This window comes from Ruegeria sp. AE3 (assembly GCF_056542225.1).
In genome coordinates, this window is record NZ_JBQFZL010000001.1 from 579,782 (window position 1) to 602,629 (window position 22,848).

Below are 22,848 nucleotides of genomic sequence, written 5' to 3' on the forward strand. Positions count from 1 at the left end.
TTTGTCTGATTTGTTTTTTTATGGAACGCTGCGGCACTTGCCGTTGTTGGAACGCGTTCTTGGTCATCCTCTGAGCGAAAGCAAAGCACGGCCCGCCCGACTTCGAAGACATGCTGTCCATTCTGTTCAGGGGCAGGATTTCCCGATGATCCTGGAAACGGAAGGCGCCAGTGCCGAAGGGTTGCTCGTGCAGGACTTGTCGCCTGAGGATCTGGCCAGGCTGGATTATTACGAAGGGTCTTTCGACTATGATCTGAAGCCTTTGAAAGTCGAATTAGAAGACGGGACCGAGGCCGAAGCGCAGGTCTTTTTTCCGGCACCCGATGCATGGAGACCGGGTGATTTGTGGTCGCTTCAGAACTGGGCGGACAGATTGGGCGAACTCACAACGCTCGCAGCTGAGGAAGAGATGGCCTATTTCGGGAAGGTCGCCCCCCGGGTCATGGCCCGCAGTATTCGCGCCACGCAAACGCGTGCCTGGTCGAAGATTATGGCCGGGCAGCGGCGAACCGGTGATCCGCGGGACATTGCAAAAGACGTGATCGTGCATCGCCATGACCGGGTGTATCTCGATTATTTCGGGATGGAGGAAATCGATCTGCAACACCGGCGGCATGACGGCAGCATGGGTCCGGTGCTGCGCCGTGGAAGCTTGTTGCAGGGCAGTGCGGTCGGCGTTCTGCCCTATGATCCGGTCCGTGATACCGTTTTGATCGTGGAACAGTTCAGACCGCCGGTTTTCCTGAACAACGATCCGGAACCCTGGCTTTGGGAAGCGGTGGCCGGGATGATTGATCCGGGCGAGACACCCGAACAGGCCGCGCATCGCGAGGCGATGGAGGAGGCGGGTATTCGTTTTGATAGGCTGGAATATGCCGGCGGGGCCTATACCTCGAGCGGATCTTCCACCGGGTTCATGTATCTTTATGTTGGCCTGGGTGAGTTGACACACACCACAATCACTGGCGGCCTGGACACAGAAGGTGAAGACATCCGTAGTCAAATCTTGCCGTTCGATGAATTCATAGACTTGACGGATCGTCATGTTTTCAAGGATCTACAATTGGTGTCTCTGGCTTATTGGCTGGCCCGCCATCGGGACAGATTGCGCGGGTGACTATCCTGCTTGTGGTCGCGGCGGTGCGGCTGTAAATCTTCGATGGTACAAAACGACAAGGGGCCGTCATGCGCATTGCACGAGATCTTGCTGACGCAGTAGGAAAAACACCGTTGATCCGGCTGCGCCGCATCAGTGAAAAAACTGGTTGCGAAATTCTCGGAAAAGCCGAATTCATGAACCCCGGTCAATCCGTCAAGGACCGTGCTGCACTCTATATTATCCGTGATGCCATTGCGCGGGGCGATTTGAAGCCCGGCGGCACCATTGTGGAAGGCACCGCAGGCAATACCGGTATTGGCCTGGCGCTGGTGGGTGCGTCAATGGGGTTCAAGACCGTGATCGTGATCCCGGAGACCCAGTCGGAAGAAAAGAAAGACATGCTGCGGCTGGCAGGTGCACAACTGGTTCAAGTTCCAGCCGCACCTTATCGCAACCCCAATAATTTCGTGCATTATTCCCGCCGTTTGGCCGAGGAATTGGCGCAGACGGAACCTAATGGGGCGATCTGGGCCAACCAGTTTGACAACGTGGCGAACCGTCAGGCCCATGTTGAAACCACAGGACCCGAAATCTGGGAACAAACAGAAGGTAAGGTCGACGGGTTTATCTGTGCTGTCGGGTCGGGCGGTACGTTGGCCGGGGTTGCCGAAGCGTTACAGCCCAAGGGTGTGAAAATCGGTCTGGCCGATCCTATGGGTGCGGGTCTCTACTCTTACTACACCACCGGTGAAATCGCGATGGAGGGCGGATCGATTGCCGAAGGTATCGGACAGGTGCGGATAACAAAGAACCTGGAAGGGTTCACGCCGGATCATTCCTATCAGATCACTGACACCGAGGCGTTGCCCTATATCTTTGACCTGCTCCGTGAAGAGGGGCTGGTTATGGGCGGGTCAACCGCGATCAACATGGCGGGCGCCGTGCGTCTGGCCAAGGAAATGGGGCCGGGCCACACGATTGTGACTGTCCTTTGCGACTATGGCACGCGGTATCAGTCCAAGCTGTTCAACCCGGATTTCCTGCGCGAGAAAGAATTGCCGGTGCCGGATTGGATGACTGAAGCACCGCGCAGCATTCCCGGCGTTTTCGAGGACGTGTGATGCCTGGGCAGGTTCGCCTGTTTCTGACACTGGTATTCCTGTGTCTTGTCGGGCTCGCAGGCGGTGCTGTCGCGCAGCTGACCGACAGGCAAAGTGAGTATTACCGGGGCTGGATAAAAACGGCTGACCGTGCCGAGTCCGTGATTGAAGCGAACCGTGCGTCAAACGCTGCGTTTGAGAATTTACGTTCTGAAATAAACGGTTACCGAGAGGACTTTAACAAGGCACGCAGCGCCAACACAGACCGTATCACAACGCTGGAAAGCCAGATCAAGGCGCTTGGTCCGAAACCGGAAGGGGACGCGACCGAACCTGAAGACATCGCTAAATTGCGAACTCATCTTAATGATCAGCTCAACAGTTTGCGCGTTCCGCGCATCATTTCCGAAGAAGCGTATACCCGTGCAAACGGATTGATCAGTGAAATCGATCGGATCATCCGGACGCGGCAGACAAAACAATTCTTTGAGCGCGGGCCGTCACCGATCAACCCCGTATATTGGGGACCTGCATGGCAAGACGTAAAAGAGGCGCTTCAGAGCCTGACAAATGAAACAATTACCAACCTGCGTTCGGACGTAGTGAAAGAACGTATCCGTGATCGTGGCTTGGGAATCCTGTTTCTGGTGATCCTGGCCGCGGTTTTACTGATCTTCGGCAAACGTTGGTCCGAGCGGGGCGGCGACTATCTGAGGTTGCTGGGCGGAGCGGGCACTGGTGTTTGGTCCTTCATCATTTCTCTGTTGCGGATTCTGTTGCCATGGATCGGTGTCGTTGCCGCCATCGCCGCGATCAGTCTTTCGGGTATTCCGGGTCTGCGAGGCAGTTTGTTGCTGGAAAAAATCCCCTACTGGGCGGCAATTGCCTTCTTCTACGACTGGATTGGCCGACAGATTTACGTGATTGGCGCTTCACAAGGATTCAAGCGCCTGTCTGCTGCTCGGATTACCGAATTGCGGATATACATTGATCTGTTGGCTTTGATGTTGATCCTGCACGAACTGGCGCTTCTGTTTCAGCAGATCGAAAACGTCTCGGATGCGACCCGTGCGGTTATTAGCTTTCCCGTGATCGTCGGAACGGCATTGCTTTTGCTCCGCGTGCGGCAGACCCGAACGAACGACCGCCTGCTGGACCAGACGGCGTCTACCCGGGCCGCCGGATTCAGCCAGTTATTGGAATTCCTGCGCAAGGCCATGTTCCTGCTGGGGATTGCAACACCCGTTCTGGCAATCGCCGGGTATACCAATGCGGCCGAAGCGATCGTGTTTCCGGCGGTAAAAACGCTGGTTCTGATTGCCGCATTGGCAATTTTTCAACGGTTCGTCAGTCAGATATACGGATGGATCACAGGGCAGGGCGACGCTGCGCGCGACTCTCTTTTTTCAGTCTTGGTGGGCTTTGCACTGGCCATCGTCGCGCTGCCTGTTCTGGCGATATACTGGGGTGCGCGTGAAACGGACCTGCTTGAGGTGTGGTCACGTCTGCTGCTTGGCTTTGACATCGGCGGTGTCATGATCTCGCCCAGCAATTTCCTGACATTTATCGCTGTATTCGCAATCGGATATACGCTGACACGGTTGTTGCAAAGCGGGTTGCGCAACTCGCTGTTGCCCAAAACCAGCATCGATCCGGGCGGGCAGAATGCGATTGTCGCTGGCTCGGGGTATATCGGGATCTTTCTGGCTGCGTTGGCAGCGATTATGGTCGCGGGGTTCGACCTGTCGTCGCTGGCAATTGTTGCTGGTGCACTGTCCGTCGGTATTGGCTTTGGCCTGCAAACGATTGTGTCCAACTTTGTGTCCGGCATCATCCTTCTGGTCGAACGGCCAATCTCCAAGGGTGACTGGATTGATGTGAACGGGATGATGGGCTACGTACGTGACATTTCCGTCCGCTCGACCCGTATCGAGACGTTCGACAGATCGGATGTGATCATTCCCAACTCGGACCTGATCAGCGGTGTTGTCACCAACTATACGCGTGGCAATACAATCGGCAGGGTGATTGTTCCGGTCGGCGTCGCATATGGCACTGATACGCGTCTGGTCGAGACCATCCTGAGTGAGGTTGCGAACAACCACCCGATGGTTTTGGCCAACCCGGCGCCCAGTGTGGTGTTTCAGGGGTTTGGAGCGGATGCATTGGATTTTGAAATCAGGGCGATCCTGCGGGATGTGAACTGGGTTCTGTCCGTCAAATCCGACATGAACCACGAAATCAACCGACGCTTCCTTGAAGCAGGCATCGAGGTGCCGTTTGCACAGCGTGATATCTGGTTGCGTAATCCCGAAGCTTTGCAGACCTCAAACAAGGTGAAAGCTGCTGGTTCTGCGTCCAAACAGAAGGCAGATGAGTTGACGACAAGAGAGCCAGTTGAACTGACCGAATCTGATCTGGACCCCGACGCTGGCGATGAAATCTGACGACCTGTCCGAAAGCTGAAGAGTAGCCTTTCCGGTGGTTTGGCACACCGGAAAGGCGACCGGATTTAATTGATCTTTCCCGTGATTTCACCGAATTGGGGCCTTGCAAATTCCATGACATTGGTCCAAACATCGCCGGCACGGAGAGGTGGCCGAGTGGTCGAAGGCGCACGCCTGGAAAGTGTGTAGGCGGGGAACCGTCTCCAGGGTTCGAATCCCTGTCTCTCCGCCATTACTCCTTCTAACAGAGAACTATGTCTGCCCCGGCGTCTTGGCTGTGCAACGCAGTTTCGTGAACCACGCCAGATTTCCGAAAGCCCAGGATCGTATACCCTGGTCGCTATTGCTTTCCCTTAAAAGAACACCCGTTAAGCCGGAAAATAAAAAACACTATAAACATTAACAAAAATATCAATTTGATATAGAGTTATAGTGTTTTTGTTCTGTATCGCTTGGGTTTTCGTGTGACACAAACGCTTTATGACAAATACGGTGGCTTCAAAACGATCAGCCGTGTCGTGATGACCTTCTATGAAATGGCGTTGGATTCGGATGATATAGGCCATTATTTTGAAGATATCGACATGCCTCGGCTGATTGATCATCAGACGAAATTCGTATCGTCCCTGATTGGCGGACCGGCGTCATTCAGTGATGACAGGATCGAAGCCGTTCACAGGCATCTGGGTATTTCACACGACGAATTTGATGTGATGGCTGAGCTGTTTGGCGAAGCGCTGAGCGTGCATGGTATGTCCGATCAGGATATCAAAACCGCGCTGGCTGCAATTGAAGGGAAGCGTTCAATTATCGTCGCCCGAAACGCGGCATGAGCATTCATGCGATAAACGAACAGCTGTTACGCGCCATCGGTGTCGGCATTGCCGTGGTGCGCGCCTCGGATCTTCAGTTCGTGTTTCATAACGGACCTTTCGCAGAGTGGTTTGGAACCCCCGAGAACGGCAGTACTCTTACGGACATTCTGCCTGCCCTTGATCCCAAAGAACTGGAAGACGTCAAGCAATCGGGCCTGAGATATTCGGTTGAGTTGCAGATCAAACCAAAGCGGCGGACCTTGATCTTTGCGGTCGCAGTTTCGTTGGCAAGCGGATTGTCCGAGCAGGTTCTGATTGTCGAGTGCCAGAACATCACGCGCATTCGCGAGCTGGAAAGCATGATCGACAGCTATTCCACCATGGTCGAACGCAACACACGAGAACTGGAACGCGAGAAAGAACGGGTTGAACGCCTGCTTTTGAACTTGATGCCACGGGCGGTTTATGAAGAATTCAAGACATTCGGTGTTGTCACTCCGCAGCTCTACAAGCAGGTGTCTGTGGTCATGCTGGACTTTGTGGGTTTCACCGATTTCGCGGCCAAGACCGACCCGACAGTGACCCTGAGTGAGTTGAACGACATTTTCACGGCGTTTGACAGGATCGTTGAACAATTCGGGTGTGAAAGGATCAAAACAATAGGTGACGCATATCTTGCGGTCTCAGGCATGCCTGACCCGACACCCGATCACGCGACTGCAGTGGCTCATTGCGCGGTACGTTTCCTGCGTTATCTCGAACGCCGTAACGAAAGCCATCCGCACAAATGGCAGGCCCGGATCGGTTTGGGCATGGGGGCCGCAGTCGGGTCTGTCGTGGGCATTCAAAAATACGTCTACGACGTTTTCGGTCCGGCGGTAAATATCGCGTCCCGACTGCAAATATTCGCCAATCCTATGAAAATCGTTGCGCCGGAAGAGATGAAATACGCCCTGATTGACGAGTTTCAGGTCTCGGACCTGGGACGTGTCGACATAAAGGGAATGGGCGAGATGAATCTTATCAACGTAACGTCCGGGCTGAGCTTACCGCAAAGCAGTCGAACTTTTTGAAAGGTGTCAGTCGTCCTGAGGGATCAGACCCAGCCCTCGCAGATAGATACCAATGCCGCTTTCCAGCAGGTCTTCCGGGGGGAAGGGAGACGTCGCCCCGGTATTGCGCGCGTATAATTCGACCACGCCATGGCTCATCGCCCAGATGTGCGCGCTGAACATCGACGCGGGCGGGCGCTTTTCTGGTGGAATATGTTGCGACAAGTCAGCGGCTGCTTTCTCGAGAACCGATTTGGCCCGATTGGCGGCCATGGATAATTCTGGGGTGCGATTCAACGAAATTCCGCTTTCAAACATGGCGATGTAGTGGCCGGGGTTCTTCCGGGCAAAAGCCAGATAGGCCCGCCCGGTTGCTTCGAAGGCGGATAGGGCAGAGGGTTGGCCTGTGTCATAAGCGTATTGCATCAGGTCCGCGAACATCTCGAATCCCTGCCGTGCGGCTTCGGCGATAAGGTCTTCGCGCCCTTCAAAATGGCGATAGACTGCGGCTGGTGTTACGCCAGCGGTTTTGGCGGCTTCAGATAACGTAAAACCTGTCGGCCCCTTTTCTTCGATCAGGGACAAGGCTGCCTCGATCAGAGCTTGCTTTAGGTTTCCGTGATGATAACCGCGTTTCGACATCCCGGCCTCAGGTTCTTCGATTAGGTATTGGAAGACAAGGGGATAGATCAAATACACCCGGTCGTCCAACACTTGCCCTTGAAAGCCTTGGCCGGGCAGGGCGAAAACGCAACCTACGCTTCCCAGACATCCGGACCACCGCAGATCAGGGGATCAATGTTACCAATGCTTTTTGCGTCCTTCTCATCATAGTCCAGCGTGTGCAGGACCGATTGAATTGCTGCAAGACGGGCGCGTTTCTTGTCGTCGGACCGGACTATTGTCCAAGGAGATATGTCTGAGTGTGACCGGGTAAGAGTTTCCGAAATCGACTGTGTGTATTCGTCCCACTTGTCCAACCCTGCCACGTCAATCGGGCTGAGTTTCCATTGCTTTAACGGGTCGGTTTCACGGGCCAGAAAACGGTTCAGTTGCTCAGCGCGCCCGACATTGAGCCAGAACTTGAAGAGTTTGATGCCATCATTGACCAGACCCGTTTCAAGCGGCAGAACCTGACGAAAGAACCGCTCGCGCTCTTCCCGGGTGCAGAAACCAAAGACGTTTTCGACCACGCCGCGATTGTACCAGCTGCGGTCAAAGAACACGATCTCGCCGGCTGCAGGCAGGTGCGGGATGTAGCGCTGAAAGTACCATTGACTGCGTTCAGTTTCCGAGGGTTTGCTGAGCGCCACATTGCGCGCTCCGCGCGGGTTCAGGTTTTCGCGAAACCGTTTGATCGTTCCGCCCTTACCGGCAGCATCGCGGCCTTCGAAGATGATGGCGATCCGTTGCGCCGTGTCCTTGACCCAAGACTGCATTTTGACCAGCTCGATCTGGAGCAGTTCCATCTGCTCATCATAGTCCTTGGGTTTCATCTTCTCGCTATATGGGTAGGTCGGGTTCAGGATATCGCCTTTCTTCGAATTCTCGATCTCATCCCGCACAGCTTTGGGCGCGCTATCCTGAAAATACTTCTCGATAGAACCTTTTTCGGTCCGAGCCATATGTCACCTCGCGATAAAACCCATATCCGACTATGGATTAGAGCTTGGATTAACGCAAACCTGCACGCTGCACTGCACGATCAATTGCGGCAGCAACCTCGGGCGCTGCGACAACCTGCGGCATGTGACCGATCCCCGGTAACGCGACCAGTTCGGCCTGCGGGATTTGCTGGATCAGACGTTGCGAATGCCATTCAAGGCCGACAGTGTCGTCGGCGGTGCCGTGAACGATTTCGGTTGGCACTGAAATCTCACCGTATCGCGGCTGCAATTGGGTTATCTCATCCAATAGGTTGGCCCGTTGCTTGGCATTTGCATGCATGGAACTGCGCCGGATGGTCAGGCCGGGCCCAAAATGTTCAGCATATCCAGCGGGGGCCGATTGGGGCGCAAATACACTGTCCAATGCCCGCGTTACGTACCAATCGGGCACAAAGGAAGAAATCAGAGGCAGGGCGAGCGTATTGCCGAGCGTGGTAGACGCTAATTGGTTAAACCCATCCAGCGGCGTTTCCCACGGAATGGCGGCGGGTGCGATCAGAACAAGTGCTGAGAGGTCGTCGGTCCTGGTGACCGCCCATGCAAGCGCCACTGAACCACCATAGCTTTGGCCCGCCACGACAGGCTTGTCCGCCCCAAGCTGGGCAGCAGCTTTTTGCAGGATATCCGCTTGTTCCGTGATCGTTTCACCGTCTGGGTTGAAACTTTCTGAAAACCCCAGGCCGGGCCGGTCAAAAACGATGACGCGGTAGTTTTCCGCCAGAATAGGTGCCAGCGCAAAGGTCATGTCGCGGGTGTTGCCGCTTGAGCCGTGAAGAAGGACAACATCCGGCCCATTCCCTATGACAACCGCATGAACCGCGATTCCGTCGACATCAAGAATCTGGCCTTCGGGTGGGAAAGCCGCTTCTGCATGTGCTTCATTCCGGGCGCTGCGCCACGCAGTCACAGCGACAAGGCCCAGAATGATGAGGCTAAAGGATATCAAGGTTTTAGTGGCCAATTTTGCTCATATCAAAAGGCGTCGTCTGATAGATTTCGTTTATCCAGTTTCCGTAAAGAAGATGCGCGTGACTGCGCCAACGGTTTTGAGGTGTCTTGGATGGGTCATCATCCGGATAATAGTTGATCGGCACGTTGATGGGCGTGTTATTGGCGACGTCGCGGTCATACTCCTGTTTCAGCGTGTCGCTGTCATACTCAAAATGATTGAAGATATACAGCGCGCGGTGGCTGGGATCTTCGACCAGACAAGGGCCCACATCATCGCTGCCCAGCAGGGTCGTCAAACCCTGCGCGGCGTCGATCTCATCTTGTTTCATTTCCGTCCAGCGGCTGACCGGGATAACGCAATCGTCAGAGAACCCACGTAAAAAAGGTGATGCAGGGTTCAGATTGCGGTGGCGGAAACAGCCAAAGGCCTTGGCATCCAGCATGTGCTTTCGAACACCATGAAAATGGTTGATCATCGCCATCCCTCCCCAGCAAACACCAAAGGTTGAATGAACGTTGGTTTGGGTCCAGTCGAAGATTTCGCTGATTTCATCCCAATAGGTGACATCACCGAATTCCAGATGCTCGATCGGCGCGCCAGTAATGATCAGGCCGTCAAATTTCTGGTCCTTGACCTCCTGAAAAGGCTGATAGAACTCGGACATATGCTCGGCGGCAGTAGTTTTTGTCTGATGTTCCGTCATACGGATCAATGACAGTTCGATCTGCAACGGGGTTGCACCGATCAGGCGCGCAAACTGGTTTTCCGTCTGGATCTTCTTCGGCATCAGATTTAGCAGCCCGATGCGCAGGGGGCGAATATCCTGACGCATTGCCTGATCCTCGGACATGACCATAACGCCCTCTTTGTTCAGGACGTCAAAGGCGGGCAGATCAGAGGGAATTTTGATGGGCATGTGTCTGACTTCGAAGAGATTAGGGAAAACTGGTAGTTAGGCGTTATTGCGTCTGGCCTCAAGGGTGCGTTCGATCAACTCATCGAAATCGGCCGCATCGCGGATCTTGCCGATGTCGTTGGCATCAATCGTCACGCCCCAGTTCTTTGCCATCGCCTCGTATCGGGGCTGACGATGGGCCAGGGCTTGCGCATAGGTCCAGCGGACAAAATCATCGGGGTTGACCTCGGCCTCTGCACAGCCGTGTTGATCCAGATACTCGGTCCAGGAACGTGTCAGGAAATCAGCCTGATAGGACATGGGTTTTGGGGCCTTGTCGAAACGGCGCACAAGGTCGGCTGTGTGACCCTCGTCACCCTTCAGCCAGATCATGAGGGTGTGCCGCGCGAGTTCGGACAAAACCTGATCCCTTGGGTCTTCGGGATCTACCCACTCGCAGATGGATCCGCCCGTATCGCAGATAAAGTGAGGATATTTGTACAGACGCTCGGCGCGGTCGATGAAGTATTCGGTGTCCAGCAGCGCATGAATTTCGGCCAAGCGAAACTGTTCCTGCCTGCGGCGGTACTCCGGCATGTCCAAGCCGCCCAGATCGGGGTTTCCCGGCTTGCCCAGATAAGCGGCAACAGGTGTCAGGTTGGCGAATGAAATATTCGAACCGATATAGATCGAATCCGACAACAGCAGTTCACGCAAGAACGGAACTTTCATGGCCTCGGCCTTGGCATTGTCGGTGATGTACTCGCCCATATAGCGCGTGCCAATCCGGTAATCGATCGAGTAGTGGAACCAGTTCCCAGAATCTCTGAGGATGTTGGATACGTAGGTCTTGCCCAACCCCGACATGCCAAAGAACAGCACTTTCTTTCGGCTTGCCGTGCGCCAGTCATTGGCTGAGGTGTAGATCATTTTGCGCTGTCCTTTTTTGCCCTAGCTAAATCGGGCAGCGCACGGCGTCAATTGGGCCGGGACGAACGATTGAGAACCAAAAGGCCAATCGCCAGAACGGCAAAGCCCAGAAAGGCATTTGGGGGCAGGGACTCTTCGCGCAGTAATGCACCCAGAACAATAGCGACCGGAGGTATGACAAGTGTGACCAGCATCAGATTGCCACTGCCGGCCATTGCCAAAACCCGGTAGTAAAGCAGATATGCGCCGGCCGTTGCGACAATCGCATAGTACCCGATGGCCACCCAGGTTATTGCGGGTAACGCCAAGCTGGGTACTCCATCAACTGCTAGTGTTATTGGCGATACCAGCACTGTCGAAGCCGTCAGCATACCGGCGGCGGCAATCACCGGGGGAAGGTGCGATAAAGTCTGCCTCGCCCAAGCCGCGGCACATGCGTAGGAAACTGTTCCGGCCAACACTGCAAGCTGAGCGGTGCTTTGCAGGCTGAAACTCAAGAAGTTCAGCACTCCAATCGCGATTGAGACACCAAGAAAGCCCAGGCAGACACCCAGTAGCCGGGTTTTTGTCAATCGCTCGTCGCGAAAAAACAGTGCTGCTATCAAAACGCCGAAGATCGCAGTCGCCGCGTTCAGGATCGCCGTCAGACCCGTGTCAATGTAAAGCTGCCCCCAAGCCATCAGGCTGAAGGGGATGACGTTGTTCAACAGCCCCATGACCAGAAAAGTGCCCCAGATACGGGGCGCGCGCGGCACCTTGATCCGCCTGATCCAAGTTACCAGCCACAAAACCAGCATGGCCCAGAATGTGCGATGCAAAACCGAGGTCATCACGGGAAGCGTGTCCAGAGCGACCCGGATGGAAACAAAGGAGGCGCCCCAGATCAGTCCAAGGAGCAAAAGCTCGGCCCAGGCGCGGAGAGAGAGGTGTTTTTGTTCGTTCATGCGGGCACTGTTTCATTGATGTTAACCAACGGCGACCCGGTTCATGCGAAAAAGCCCCGCAGAAACTGCGGGGCTTTACAGTTACATAAGATTACTCAGATCAGTTCAGAGCGTATGTGATCTGGAAACCAACGCTCCAGGCGCTGTTGCCTGTGAACGTACCACGTGCCGCGGGACCAGCACCATTCGCGGTGGCATCCCCGATGTCGGTATAACGAACACCGCCCGAGATTTTTGCCTTCTCAAGCGAATACGTGCCACCCAGACCGATGCTCCAGAACCCATCTGTCGGACCGAGGTTCGAAACCGGCGTACCTTGGGAAGTTTCGTAGCCCAGTGTCACAGCACCAGAAAACTCTTCCGAGAACTGATAACCCAAACCCAGCGAGTAGGTGAACGTGGCGTCGTCATAGTCAACCAGGTTGCTGGTCGGCGGATAGTTTGGCGGATTATACACAAGTTGTGGCCAGTCGACCCAACGGATCGAGCCAAACAACAATGTCTTGGGCGCCACGCCCGTTTGAAAATCCAGATTCACAGACTGCGGTGTTTCAATCTCACTCGAAGTGTTTACAGGCAACCCTCCAGTCAAAGCACTGGATTCTGTCTGTGAAAGATCGTGGCTGATCTTGGAGTTATAGGTCAGAGATACGCGCGCGGCGATCTCAGGTTTTTCCCAGGCGACGCCCACGACATACCCGAATGCGGTATCTGCGTCAGTATTCACCTGATAGCCTGCGGTAATGGGAACAGTAATCGAAGCCTCGACGCGCTGCGCGCGAATACCGCCGATCGCACTGAATCCACCGTCGAATTTGTACCGTAGCAAAGCGGTAATCGCATCAGTGTCAGCAGTTGCCTGCAACACGCGGGGGTCTGTGGGATTAACCGGGTTGATCGAAAGCGGGTAGGCGGCCGCATACTGAATATCGGCACCGTAGGGTTGATCATAGATCAGTGCGAAATCAAGCTTTTCGGTAAGCGCCGTTTTGAACCCAAGGTGCGGTGTAAAAAAGTCGTTCGCAACTTCACCTGAACTAATGGGTTGGCCGCCGTTTGTACCAAAAATGTCTGGCATCGTGCCGGTCACGCTTGGGTCGGTATACCCCAACCGAAACTGAACTGCAGAGCCTTCTTCAAAGATCAGGTTGATACCCTGACCGCTGCGGTCCAGACCGCCTGCAAAACCAGCCGTTGCTCCAACGCACAATGCGCACGTTGCGAGTAGTGTTGTTTTCATTCTGTCCTCCCGAACTTTTTTCGAGTATTTGCCTGGCGAAGAATTGAGTGAGTCCAGCGCTTACCCGTGTGTAATGCGCGATACTTTCTTTTCAGTTAGTTTAAGGTCAACTGGTGACGGTGCGTTACTTGTTGCCACTACGGTTCTGAACTGTTGCCAAACTGTTACGATTTTCGGACCAGATGTTCAGGAAAATGCCAGTAAAGATGACGGCAGCGCCGATCAGTACCCAATGGTCGATGGGTTCATGATAGAGGAGCATCCCGATTACTGCGATTGTCGGAAGACGTGCAAAATCAAAGGGAATGACCACGGTTGCCGGGGCTATGGATAGGGCATTGGTAATACAGAAATGCGCCAGCAAACCCGCCAGCCCAACCAAAATCAGATAGGGAGCGGTCTGCATTGTCGGAAGCGCAATCTGACCATGGATGCCAGCGGCTGTGGCCCCAAGGACTGCTTGCATTGTAGTCAGCCAGAAAACAATACACCCAATGCTGGCAAATCGCGTGAGCTTCTTGGTGGTAATCGTTGTAAACGCAAAGAATACTGCGGATGCGGCGGCTGTCATAAGGCCGGGGCTCAAAGGGGCAGCGCCGGGGCGCGTGACGATCAGAACGCCCGAAAACCCGATAAGCGCCGCTATCAACCTGAGCGGCGTCAACCGTTCGTTCAGAAACAGCGGCGAGAGCAGGATTACCCAAAGCGGCTGTGTGAACTCCAGCGCGAATACCTGCGCCAAGGGAGCCACTGCCACGGCGTAGAACCAGAGATTTTGCCCCGTGAAATGTAAGGTGTTTCGTAAGGCGTGCAATCCCAGCCGTTCCGTCGAAACTTGCTGCCAGTTGCGAGTCACAGTCAGGACAGTTGCAACAACAACGAACCCAACGATGCTGCGATACATCATGATTTCAAAGGTATCATGCGCAGAACTCAGTTCACGCCCTGCAACCGCCATGGAAGAGAATGAGGCGATCGCGCCGGTCATCCATAGACCGGCCTTGATTACGTCTTTCTGCGCATGGCTCATTTCGAGCGTCCCTCAGGTTCGTCGCGGGGCCGCGCTGCCAAAAGACCGCAAAGCCAAGCGCTTATGATAAGCAGACTAGGTTCGTCCGGCTATTCAAACGCCGAAGGTGCGCCAGATTCAAGGTCGTATAGTTGACTGCCCGGTACAAAGGCTTGAATGAGTAGGGCGTTTTGCCGCTCAATCAGTTAAGTTTTACGCAGACACCCGCCGGTCATTCCCACTCGATGGTGCCGGGGGGTTTCGATGTGATGTCATAGGTACACCGGTTGATGCCTTTGACTTCGTTGATGATCCGCGTTGCCGTTTCGCCCAGGAATTCATGGCTGAACGGGTAGTAGTCCGCGGTCATGCCATCGACAGATGTTACGGCCCGCAGCGCGCAGGCGTAGTCATAGGTGCGCCCGTCGCCCATGACACCTACGGTCCGCACTGGCAAGATGGCAACAAAAGCCTGCCAGATGTCGTCATAGAGGCCGTGTTTACGGATCTGGTCGATAAAGATCGCATCAGCTTCACGCAAGATGCCCAGTTTTTCGCGGGTGATTTCACCGGGGCAGCGGATTGCCAGACCAGGGCCGGGGAAAGGGTGACGTCCGATGAAGCTCTGTGGAAGGCCAAGTTCGCGGCCAAGCGCGCGAACCTCATCCTTGAACAGCTCTCGCAGGGGCTCGACCAGCTTCAGGCCCATCTTTTCCGGCAAGCCACCGACATTGTGGTGCGATTTGATGGTTACAGAAGGCCCGCCCGAAAATGACACCGATTCGATTACATCCGGATAAAGCGTCCCTTGCGCCAGGAACTCGGCCCCTTCAATGGTGTCAGCGTGTTTTTGGAAGACGTCGATGAACAGCTTACCGATGATCTTGCGCTTGGTTTCCGGGTCGCTTTGCCCTTCAAGCTCGCCAAGGAACAGTTCGGATTCGTCCGCGTGGATCAACTGGATGTTGTAGTTGTCGCGGAACATGCCGACGACTTCTGTCGCCTCGTTCTTGCGCAACAGCCCGTGGTCGACGAAGACGCAGGTCAACTGGTTCCCAATCGCCTCGTGGATCAGGATCGCCGCGACCGAGCTGTCAACACCGCCCGACAAACCGCAGATGACCTTCTTGTCGCCAACCTGCTCGCGGATCTTGCGGACCATTTCTTCGCGATAGGCCCCCATGGTCCAGTCGCCCTTGAAACCGGCCAGCTTGACGAAGTTCGCATACAGCTTCGCGCCCTTGGGCGTGTGGTGCACCTCGGGGTGGAATTGCACGGCATAGAAGTGACGCGACGGATCGGCTGTGATCGCAAAGGGCGCGTTAGGCGATGTGCCGAAGACCTGAAACCCCGGTGCGATTTCACTGACGTGGTCGCCGTGGCTCATCCAGACCTGTTCATCCCCGTCGTCAAACCAGCCGTTCAGAATTGCCAGTTTGTCTTTTGGCGTGACAAAAGCCCGACCAAACTCGGCCGTGCCATGGCCGCTTTCGACCTTGCCGCCAAGCTGGTGCATCATCACTTGCTGGCCATAACAGATGCCCAGAATCGGCACGCCATAGTCAAAAATCTCTTGCGGAGCACGGGGCGAGCCCTCGCGCGTCACACTGTCCGGCCCGCCCGAGAAGATCACCGCGCGCGGGGCCATTTCCCGCACGAAATCCATCGTGACATTCTGGTAAGGGTGAATTTCGCAATAGACATTCAGCTCACGCAGGCGGCGGGCAATAAGCTGCGTAACCTGGCTGCCGAAGTCGATGATCAGAAGGCGGTCGTGGGATGTCTGGGTCATGTCAGCGCCTTAGGGCAAGCCCGCACATTTCGCAAGAGCGAGGTCCGATTCCAGCGCGGGAATCAAAAAAGATCACTGCAAAAATTTTTGACTCGAGGGTTTACACCGGTGGCTCCGTCGGCGCACTTGGACAGGGCAGAAGGGTACGCTTTCCAATTCCAGATTTCACCCTTGGCGGCCGGTTCGCCGGATTGCCGCACGGCAATGTCGCTTTTCCCCCCAACTTGCCGCAATCCCTATGCTTGCGTCCGGGCAAACCTGTATCAAACGCTCAATCTAACCAACAACACGGGATCTTCTCATGACTGAGGCAAACACCCGGCGCAGGGCGAGAGGTGGCGGTGGCGCTGCCCGCCGTGCCGAGCGGACTGCAGTTCGTATCGAGACCGCGAAATACATCGAACGCAACATTCCGAACTTCGAAATCCTCAACGAAGAGGCACTGGAGATCATTGAAAACAACGCGGAAACCGTGTTGGAAGAGATCGGTGTTAACTTTGTTGATAACCCTGCCGCTCTGGAACGCTGGCGCGACGCGGGTGCGGATATCGACGGTGAACGCGTGCGCATTCCGCGCGGCCTTGCTCGTGAGCTGATTAAAACAGCGCCCAGCGAGTTCACCCAACATGCCCGCAACCCCGAGAAGTCGGTCGTGATTGGTGGCCGGAACATGGTTCTGGCCCCGGTTTACGGCCCTCCTTTCGTGCGCGATGCACAAGGCGGCCGTCGTTACGCGACGATGGACGACTTCAACAAGTTCGTGAAACTTGCCTATATGTCCAAGTGGCTGCACCATTCGGGCGGTACGGTGTGTGAACCGACCGACATTCCGGTGAACAAGCGCCATCTGGATATGCTGAAGGCGCACATGACCCTGTCGGACAAGCCTTTCATGGGCTCGGTGACCGATCCCAGCCGGGCGCAGGATTCGGTTGAAATGTGCGAAATCCTGTTCGGTAAGGAATTCGTCCAGCAAAACACGGTGATGACGTCGCTGACCAACATCAACTCGCCGATGACATTCGACGATGTGATGATGGGCTCGCTGGAAGTCTATGCCCGCAACAATCAGGCCTGCATCATCTCGCCCTTTATTGTGGGCGGTGCGATGGCGCCGGTCTCGGTGGCCGGTACTTTGACCCAGGTTCTGGCCGAGGTTCTTGCCGGTGTGGCGTACAGCCAGATCGTCCGTCCTGGTGCTCCCGCGATCTTTGGGGCATTCGTGACCTCGATCGACATGAATTCTGGCGCGCCGACCTTCGGTACGCCGGAAGCTTCGCATATCACCTATGGCGCGGGTCAGCTGGCGCGGCGTCTGAACTTGCCGTATCGGTCCGCAGGGTCGTTCTGCGGCTCGAAACTTCCGGATGCGCAGGCGGCTTATGAGACAGCGAACTCGCTGAACATGGGTCTGTTGGCTGGCGTGAACTTCATGCTGCATGCCTGCGGCTGGCTGGAAGGTGGCCTGGTGGCCGACTTCGAGAAATTTGTTATGGATGCCGACCAGTTGGGCGTTTTGCATTCGCTGGCCAAGGGCGTGGCCTATGATGACAACGCGCAGGCCATGGATGCGATCCGGGAAGTTGGCCCCGGCGGGCACTATCTAGGATGCGCCCACACGCAGGCGAACTTCAAGGAATCGTTCTGGAAGTCCGATCTGCTGGACTACAAGCCATATGAAACCTGGCAGGAAGAAGGTGCGCGTGATACGCGGGCTCTGGCCTCTGTGCGGGTTGAACACCTGCTGGCGAATTATCAGCAACCGCATATGGAGCCGGATACAGCCGCAGCACTGGAAGCCTATATCGCCGAGAAAAAGGCCTCCATGCCGGATGCGTTTTCCTAATTATTGAAGGACCGGGGCGCGGTTGGCCTGATACAGCCGCGCCTCACCCAACAGCGCGATAAGAATGTCGAGATGCCGGACCAGAGAGTATGCGGCATCATCTTCTTTGCGCAGTTCATTCACCTCTTTTTCCATCTCCATCAATTGCAGCAGGGCCTGACCTGAACCCGGCAATGACCCGTATCCCAGAATACGTTGCAGATGCCTGTCCCGGTTGTACTCTCTCGCTCCGAAATTGGCGGCTCTTGCCAACATGCGTGGGCGGTGAAGCATTGAGATCATTGTCATCAGGTCCTGCATCTTACGTGTCCCGTGTCTGAAGGTTTACCGGACTATTTAATGCACAACCTAAGCGGGTGTTGCCTGCGTGACAGCCTCTCCGAACGATGGTTTCACGACTGTTTATCTTTTTGAATCAAATCTGGTTCGTGCCTTGTGCGGTTAACGAACGAGTAACGAATGGACCTCTAGTTAGATTTGGTTAACCCGCTATCCGAGGGCGAAAAGTGACATTTTGTTTTGTCGACGAGGGCAAATAATCATGGAAAACAACATGGCTTTCACCATTCCGGCATGGGTTCCAGAGGGGGCGCAAAGATACCTTGCTCATACCGAAACCGGACGCTCGATCCGCGATATCGCGAGATCGGCAGGTTGCCATGCGTCAACCATCCTCCGGCAAATCCGGCGTATCGAGATGCGCCGTGACGATCCTTTGGTGGATGCGGCGTTGCAGTCGCTGGCAGAAACACATTTTTCCATGCCCGACGACGCAGGCGACTCGGTCGTGATCGCGGATGAAGCTGCCCAGGAAGAGGCGTTCGAAAGAGAGGCATTGCGCATTCTGCGCCGCCTGAGCGAGACAGGTTCGGTTCTTGCCGTGGCTGAAGAAATGGACAAAGCGGTAGTCGTTCGTGACACCGGCAACGCCGGAGCGACCAGAACCGCGGTCGTCGATTGCGAGATCGCTCAGGCTCTGGCCTTAAAGGACTGGATTTCCTGCGATAACCCCGGTCGCATTTCACGGTACAGAATTTCTGCGGCTGGCCGAACGGCACTGAGCCACCTGATCGCAAAAGCGGAAAACAAGGCGCGGGTGGGGACCGAAGTCGGATTTGCCGAAGCTCAGTCGTTGTTTCAGGCAAAAACATCGGGTGGGGCGACTGACCGGATCAGGCGCATTCGCTATAGCGCCACGGAAAGCCCGTTGGTTGCCCTTGCACGCAGACGCGACCGCGATGGCAAGCCTTTTCTGGATGAATCGCTTGTCAGCGCAGGAGAGCGGTTGCGCGAAGATTTCGAGTTGGCGCAGATTGGTCCTCAGGTTTCACAGAACTGGGAGCGGTTTCTAACGGCTGGTGGCCGCAGCAGTTATGACAGTGAAAGCCACGGAGGAAAGGGATCATCGGATGCGCGGGACCGCGTGGCGCGGGCCCTGTCTGACCTTGGCCCCGGACTAAGTGATGTTGCCCTGCGGTGTTGTTGCTATCTCGAAGGGTTGGAACTGGCGGAAAAACGCATGGGTTGGTCGGCACGATCCGGAAAGATTGTTCTGCGGATCGCGTTACAACGGCTGAAACGTCACTATCGGGATCAGGCTGAACGCGACCGCATGATTGGCTGAAGGTACAAAAAAAGGCCCGTTAAAACGGGCCTTTTTTCGTCTTGTTATTACTCAAGCCAGTTCGGGTTCTGCCATCGCCTGAAGATGTTTCATCAGGTTTTCGGGCGAAGACACGCCATAGGGATCTTCGGGGCAGTTATCCATCAGGCCAGGTTCTTCGAACCAGGCTTCGACAACACCGTCGTTTACGATGGCAGCATAGCGCCATGACCGCATGCCAAAGCCCAGATTGTCCTTGTCAACCAACATACCCATTTTACGGGTGAATTCGCCCGATCCATCCGGAATGACCTTGACGTTGGTCAGGCCCTGATCTTGCGCCCATTTGTTCATCACAAAGCTGTCGTTGACAGACATGCAGTAGATTTCATCGACACCCTGGGCAATGAAATCGCCATATCCGTTTTCAAAGCCGGGCAGTTGATATGTCGAACAGGTGGGCGTGAACGCGCCGGGCAATGAGAATAGGATCACGCGTTTTCCGGCAAAATAGTCAGCGGTGGTCTTGTCTTCCCAACGGAATGGGTTTGGTCCTTCGATTGAGTCATCGCGGACACGGGTGTGAAAGGTCACGTTGGGCAGTATTGCGCCGGATTTCATGTTCAAGCTCCTGTGATTCACCTGTGATTTTGCCGTGACTTAAAACAGTTCTAAACTGCCTTCAATCGACGATATGCCGCATTTTGAATTAATAACCTCTTCTCATTACTCATTGAAAACATGCGGTGAAACGGATTTTTACAATCTCGTTTTCGCTCATGCGCGGCGGCGTTGCATAGCGGCTATGCGCCGCTGGTGTAACACTGCACATCTGTTTATGTTATGAGCGACAAGATTGACCTAAAGTCAGGAATATTGCCCGTGCGAGATCTGAAGATCCCCGAACAGCGCCATCCGGAAAAAGCGCACCGCCCGGATAATGCGCAGCCCAAGAAACCGAACTGGATCAGGGTCAAGGCACCCGGCGGCAAAGGTTATGCAGATACGCGCCGGATCATGCGCGACAATAATCTGGTCACAGTCTGCGAAGAGGCGGGATGCCCCAATGTCGGCGAATGCTGGAGCCAGGGCCACGCCACCATGATGATCATGGGCGAGATCTGTACCCGTGGCTGCACATTCTGCAATATCGCTACTGGCCGCCCAGACGACCTTGACGCCTTTGAACCCGGCCGGGTGGCACATGCGGTCGAAAAACTTGGCCTGAACCATGTGGTTATCACCTCCGTTGATCGGGATGATCTGAGTGATGGCGGTGCCGAGCATTTTGCTCAGACCATCCGCGCGGTGCGGCACCGCTCTCCCAAAACCACGATCGAGATTCTGACGCCCGATTTTCTGAAATGCGATGCTGACGTTCTGGAAATTGTGGTTCAGGCAAAGCCGGACGTCTTCAATCATAATCTGGAAACCGTACCGGGTTTGTACCCCGAGGTTCGCCCCGGCGCGCGGTACTTCCATTCACTGCGTCTTTTGCAGCGGGTGAAAGAACTTGATCCGTCGATCTTTACCAAGTCTGGCATCATGCTTGGGCTTGGCGAAAACGAACAGCAGGTGCGTCAGGTCATGGATGACATGCGCGCGGCGGATATCGATTTTCTGACGATTGGCCAGTATCTGCAACCAACACCGAAACACCACGGTGTTGATCGTTTCGTAACACCCGACGAGTTCGCGTCATACGAAAAGGCAGCTTACGGCAAAGGCTTTCTGATGGTATCTGCGTCACCGTTGACCCGGTCTTCCTATCACGCTGGTGATGATTTTGCCCGGCTGCGCGCGGCGCGTCTAGAAAAGCTGCAACACGCGTGACACCGGATCAGATCGCGCGACTGACATGTCTGCGCCACGAGCTGCATCAACAGCCTGAACTTTCGGGACAGGAAAAGAATACCGCAGCACGGTTGGCTGAACTTCTGCGCGACGCAGGCGCTGACCATGTCCTGACCGGAATAGGTGGGCACGGGATTGCCGCCGTTTTCGAAAGTGGCCAACCTGGTCCCACCCTGGGCATTCGCTGCGAACTGGATGGGTTGCCGATCCAGGAGTTGGCGGACCATTCCTACGTATCACAGGTCGCGGGAAAAGGGCATTTATGCGGCCACGACGGGCATATGACAATGGTTCTGGGCGTAGCAGACGGGTTGAAACATCACCGCCCCAAGAAGGGCCGCGTCGTATTGATCTTCCAGCCAGCAGAAGAGACCGGCCATGGTGCAATCGCTTTCCGGGCTGATCCCCAGTTCGCCGGGGTTGCGCCCGACCTCGTACTGTCTTTGCACAACTTACCAGGATTGGAGTTGGGCGCGGTCGAAATTTGTGACGGTCCTGCCAACTGTGCCTCACGCGGGATGCAGATTGTTTTGACTGGAAAGACGTCGCATGCCGCTGCTCCGCAAGATGGGGTGTCACCTGCCAGTGCGCTGGCAAGTCTGATGCCGGCTTTGACCGCGTTAGGTGGCGGAGGGGATCTGAATGACGACTACGCATTGACCACCGTCACACATGCCACGTTGGGTGAGCGCACGGTCGGAGTAGCACCGGGGCGGGCCGAGCTGTGGGTGACGCTTCGCACAGTCACGGACGCGCGAATGGCGCAGCTGATCAGCGACGCTGAATCGTTGGTCCACGAAACGGCCAAAGCCGAAGGGCTGGCGGTCGAAATCAGTTATGACGAAGTGTTTGAGGCTTGTGCCAATCACCCGGAAGCAGTTTCGATCCTGTCCAAGGCCTGCACGGAGCAGGGCGTTTTTTGCAGATTGGTCGATCAGCCACAGCGGTTTTCAGAAGATTTCGGCCAGTTCGGAAAAAGCGCGAAAACCGCCATGTTCTGGTTGGGGTCGGGAAGTGACCAACCCCAGTTGCATAACCCGGACTATGATTTCCCGGATGCGCTTATTCCGATTGGGACCGGGATATTTCTGAGGACCATCGAAGCTGTGTTAGGCCGCGACTGCTAGGACCGAGGCTTTCAATTCATCAGATCGCCAACGATTCCAACAGCTTCTATTACAGTCTTCGTATCATCTGATATCGAGATTATTTCGTCGTCGACCCGAATATACCGTTGCCCCGGCTTCAGCGGTTTGAGCTTCCAGTTGTCGAGGTCGTCAATATAGTCAAAATCCAGGTCGTCCGGTAATTTCTGACCTCGGGTGTATCGTTTGATTTGACCGGGCGGAACAGCCTTGCCGTTTGACTTAATGGATTTCTCTACTTTGGTTTTGTTGGCACCTTGTCCTTTGCCCTTGTTGTCTTTTGCATATGACGCGCTTGAAATGGACACGATCACCATAATAACGCCAGCTATCGCGATAAGACGCTTCATCAAAATTCCTCCTGTGACTACCTGAAGGGTAAAGCGACGAGGCGATGGTTGTCTATTGATATTCTAAATAATGAATTTTTATCGGGTCTGAGTACGAGGCCGGAAAAG

Annotated in this window: 21 protein-coding genes and 1 tRNA gene; 10 read left to right on the top strand and 12 right to left on the bottom strand. The window is 55.1% G+C overall.

What is annotated here, in order from left to right:
• The first annotated feature begins 10 nt into the window (after nt 1-10).
• The 6 genes from ACR0NZ_RS02850 (at nt 11) to ACR0NZ_RS02875 (ending at nt 6,534) form a co-directional block, all read left to right on the top strand.
• On the top strand, nt 11-1,117 hold the full coding sequence (locus ACR0NZ_RS02850; RefSeq protein WP_480517732.1) for an NUDIX domain-containing protein: 1,107 nt from the start codon (nt 11-13) through the stop codon (nt 1,115-1,117).
• A gap of 68 nt (nt 1,118-1,185) precedes the next feature.
• The gene (locus ACR0NZ_RS02855) at nt 1,186-2,220 is read left to right on the top strand and encodes a cysteine synthase A (protein ID WP_480516808.1); all 1,035 of its coding nucleotides are present in this window, start codon (nt 1,186-1,188) and stop codon (nt 2,218-2,220) included.
• The gene (locus tag ACR0NZ_RS02860; protein ID WP_480516810.1) at nt 2,220-4,646 is read left to right on the top strand and encodes a DUF3772 domain-containing protein; all 2,427 of its coding nucleotides are present in this window, start codon (nt 2,220-2,222) and stop codon (nt 4,644-4,646) included. The genes ACR0NZ_RS02855 and ACR0NZ_RS02860 overlap by 1 nt, the downstream gene beginning before the upstream one ends.
• A gap of 142 nt (nt 4,647-4,788) precedes the next feature.
• Nucleotides 4,789-4,878: transfer RNA gene (locus ACR0NZ_RS02865), tRNA-Ser, on the top strand.
• A gap of 232 nt (nt 4,879-5,110) precedes the next feature.
• Nucleotides 5,111-5,479, top strand: coding sequence for a group I truncated hemoglobin (locus ACR0NZ_RS02870; RefSeq protein WP_480493317.1), 369 nt, complete (start codon nt 5,111-5,113; stop codon nt 5,477-5,479).
• Nucleotides 5,476-6,534: an adenylate/guanylate cyclase domain-containing protein gene (locus tag ACR0NZ_RS02875; protein ID WP_480472441.1), complete on the top strand. Its 1,059-nt coding sequence runs from the start codon at nt 5,476-5,478 to the stop codon at nt 6,532-6,534. Before ACR0NZ_RS02870 ends, ACR0NZ_RS02875 begins: the two co-directional genes overlap by 4 nt.
• Nucleotides 6,535-6,540: 6 nt before the next feature.
• On the opposite strand, the gene ACR0NZ_RS02880 is transcribed toward ACR0NZ_RS02875, so the two are convergent.
• The 9 genes from ACR0NZ_RS02880 to guaA form a co-directional block, all read right to left on the bottom strand.
• Entirely contained in the window at nt 6,541-7,155 is a 615-nt protein-coding gene (locus tag ACR0NZ_RS02880; protein WP_480476721.1) for a TetR/AcrR family transcriptional regulator, read from the bottom strand.
• Between the two features lie 113 nt (nt 7,156-7,268).
• Nucleotides 7,269-8,138 carry a polyphosphate kinase 2 gene (ppk2, locus tag ACR0NZ_RS02885; protein WP_480516812.1) on the bottom strand — a complete coding sequence of 290 codons (870 nt, stop codon included), beginning with the start codon at nt 8,136-8,138 and terminating at the stop codon, nt 7,269-7,271.
• Nucleotides 8,139-8,187: 49 nt separating this feature from the next.
• The gene (locus tag ACR0NZ_RS02890) at nt 8,188-9,141 is read right to left on the bottom strand and encodes an alpha/beta fold hydrolase (protein ID WP_480516814.1); all 954 of its coding nucleotides are present in this window, start codon (nt 9,139-9,141) and stop codon (nt 8,188-8,190) included.
• Complete coding sequence (gene metA / locus ACR0NZ_RS02895) at nt 9,131-10,048, bottom strand: homoserine O-acetyltransferase MetA (RefSeq protein ID WP_480516816.1); 918 nt, start codon at nt 10,046-10,048, stop codon at nt 9,131-9,133. The genes ACR0NZ_RS02890 and metA overlap by 11 nt, the downstream gene beginning before the upstream one ends.
• 36 nt (nt 10,049-10,084) lie before the next feature.
• On the bottom strand, nt 10,085-10,957 hold the full coding sequence (locus tag ACR0NZ_RS02900; protein ID WP_480516818.1) for an ATPase: 873 nt from the start codon (nt 10,955-10,957) through the stop codon (nt 10,085-10,087).
• 47 nt (nt 10,958-11,004) lie between these two features.
• Entirely contained in the window at nt 11,005-11,901 is an 897-nt protein-coding gene (locus ACR0NZ_RS02905; protein WP_480516820.1) for a DMT family transporter, read from the bottom strand.
• A gap of 100 nt (nt 11,902-12,001) precedes the next feature.
• Nucleotides 12,002-13,141, bottom strand: coding sequence for an OmpP1/FadL family transporter (locus tag ACR0NZ_RS02910; RefSeq protein WP_480516822.1), 1,140 nt, complete (start codon nt 13,139-13,141; stop codon nt 12,002-12,004).
• 124 nt (nt 13,142-13,265) lie between these two features.
• On the bottom strand, nt 13,266-14,171 hold the full coding sequence (locus ACR0NZ_RS02915) for a DMT family transporter (protein ID WP_480516824.1): 906 nt from the start codon (nt 14,169-14,171) through the stop codon (nt 13,266-13,268).
• 211 nt (nt 14,172-14,382) lie between these two features.
• Nucleotides 14,383-15,942, bottom strand: a complete 1,560-nt coding sequence (gene guaA / locus ACR0NZ_RS02920; protein ID WP_480516826.1) for a glutamine-hydrolyzing GMP synthase — start codon at nt 15,940-15,942, stop codon at nt 14,383-14,385.
• Between the two features lie 301 nt (nt 15,943-16,243).
• Here guaA and ACR0NZ_RS02925 point away from each other — a divergent pair, with 301 nt between their 5' ends.
• Nucleotides 16,244-17,788: a trimethylamine methyltransferase family protein gene (locus ACR0NZ_RS02925; RefSeq protein ID WP_480472461.1), complete on the top strand. Its 1,545-nt coding sequence runs from the start codon at nt 16,244-16,246 to the stop codon at nt 17,786-17,788.
• On the opposite strand, the gene ACR0NZ_RS02930 is transcribed toward ACR0NZ_RS02925, so the two are convergent.
• Nucleotides 17,789-18,088, bottom strand: coding sequence for a DUF6477 family protein (locus tag ACR0NZ_RS02930; protein WP_480516828.1), 300 nt, complete (start codon nt 18,086-18,088; stop codon nt 17,789-17,791).
• A gap of 241 nt (nt 18,089-18,329) precedes the next feature.
• Between ACR0NZ_RS02930 and ACR0NZ_RS02935 the strand changes: the two genes are divergently transcribed.
• Nucleotides 18,330-19,412, top strand: coding sequence for a DUF6456 domain-containing protein (locus ACR0NZ_RS02935; protein ID WP_480472465.1), 1,083 nt, complete (start codon nt 18,330-18,332; stop codon nt 19,410-19,412).
• A gap of 51 nt (nt 19,413-19,463) precedes the next feature.
• Here the strand turns inward: ACR0NZ_RS02935 and ACR0NZ_RS02940 are convergent, their stop codons facing one another.
• The gene (locus ACR0NZ_RS02940) at nt 19,464-20,012 is read right to left on the bottom strand and encodes a redoxin family protein (protein WP_480516830.1); all 549 of its coding nucleotides are present in this window, start codon (nt 20,010-20,012) and stop codon (nt 19,464-19,466) included.
• Nucleotides 20,013-20,273: 261 nt separating this feature from the next.
• Here ACR0NZ_RS02940 and lipA point away from each other — a divergent pair, with 261 nt between their 5' ends.
• Complete coding sequence (gene lipA / locus ACR0NZ_RS02945) at nt 20,274-21,224, top strand: lipoyl synthase (protein ID WP_480516832.1); 951 nt, start codon at nt 20,274-20,276, stop codon at nt 21,222-21,224.
• Complete coding sequence (locus ACR0NZ_RS02950) at nt 21,221-22,372, top strand: amidohydrolase (protein WP_480516834.1); 1,152 nt, start codon at nt 21,221-21,223, stop codon at nt 22,370-22,372. Before lipA ends, ACR0NZ_RS02950 begins: the two co-directional genes overlap by 4 nt.
• Nucleotides 22,373-22,383: 11 nt before the next feature.
• Here the strand turns inward: ACR0NZ_RS02950 and ACR0NZ_RS02955 are convergent, their stop codons facing one another.
• Nucleotides 22,384-22,740, bottom strand: coding sequence for a hypothetical protein (locus ACR0NZ_RS02955; protein WP_480516836.1), 357 nt, complete (start codon nt 22,738-22,740; stop codon nt 22,384-22,386).
• Nucleotides 22,741-22,848: the final 108 nt, after the last annotated feature.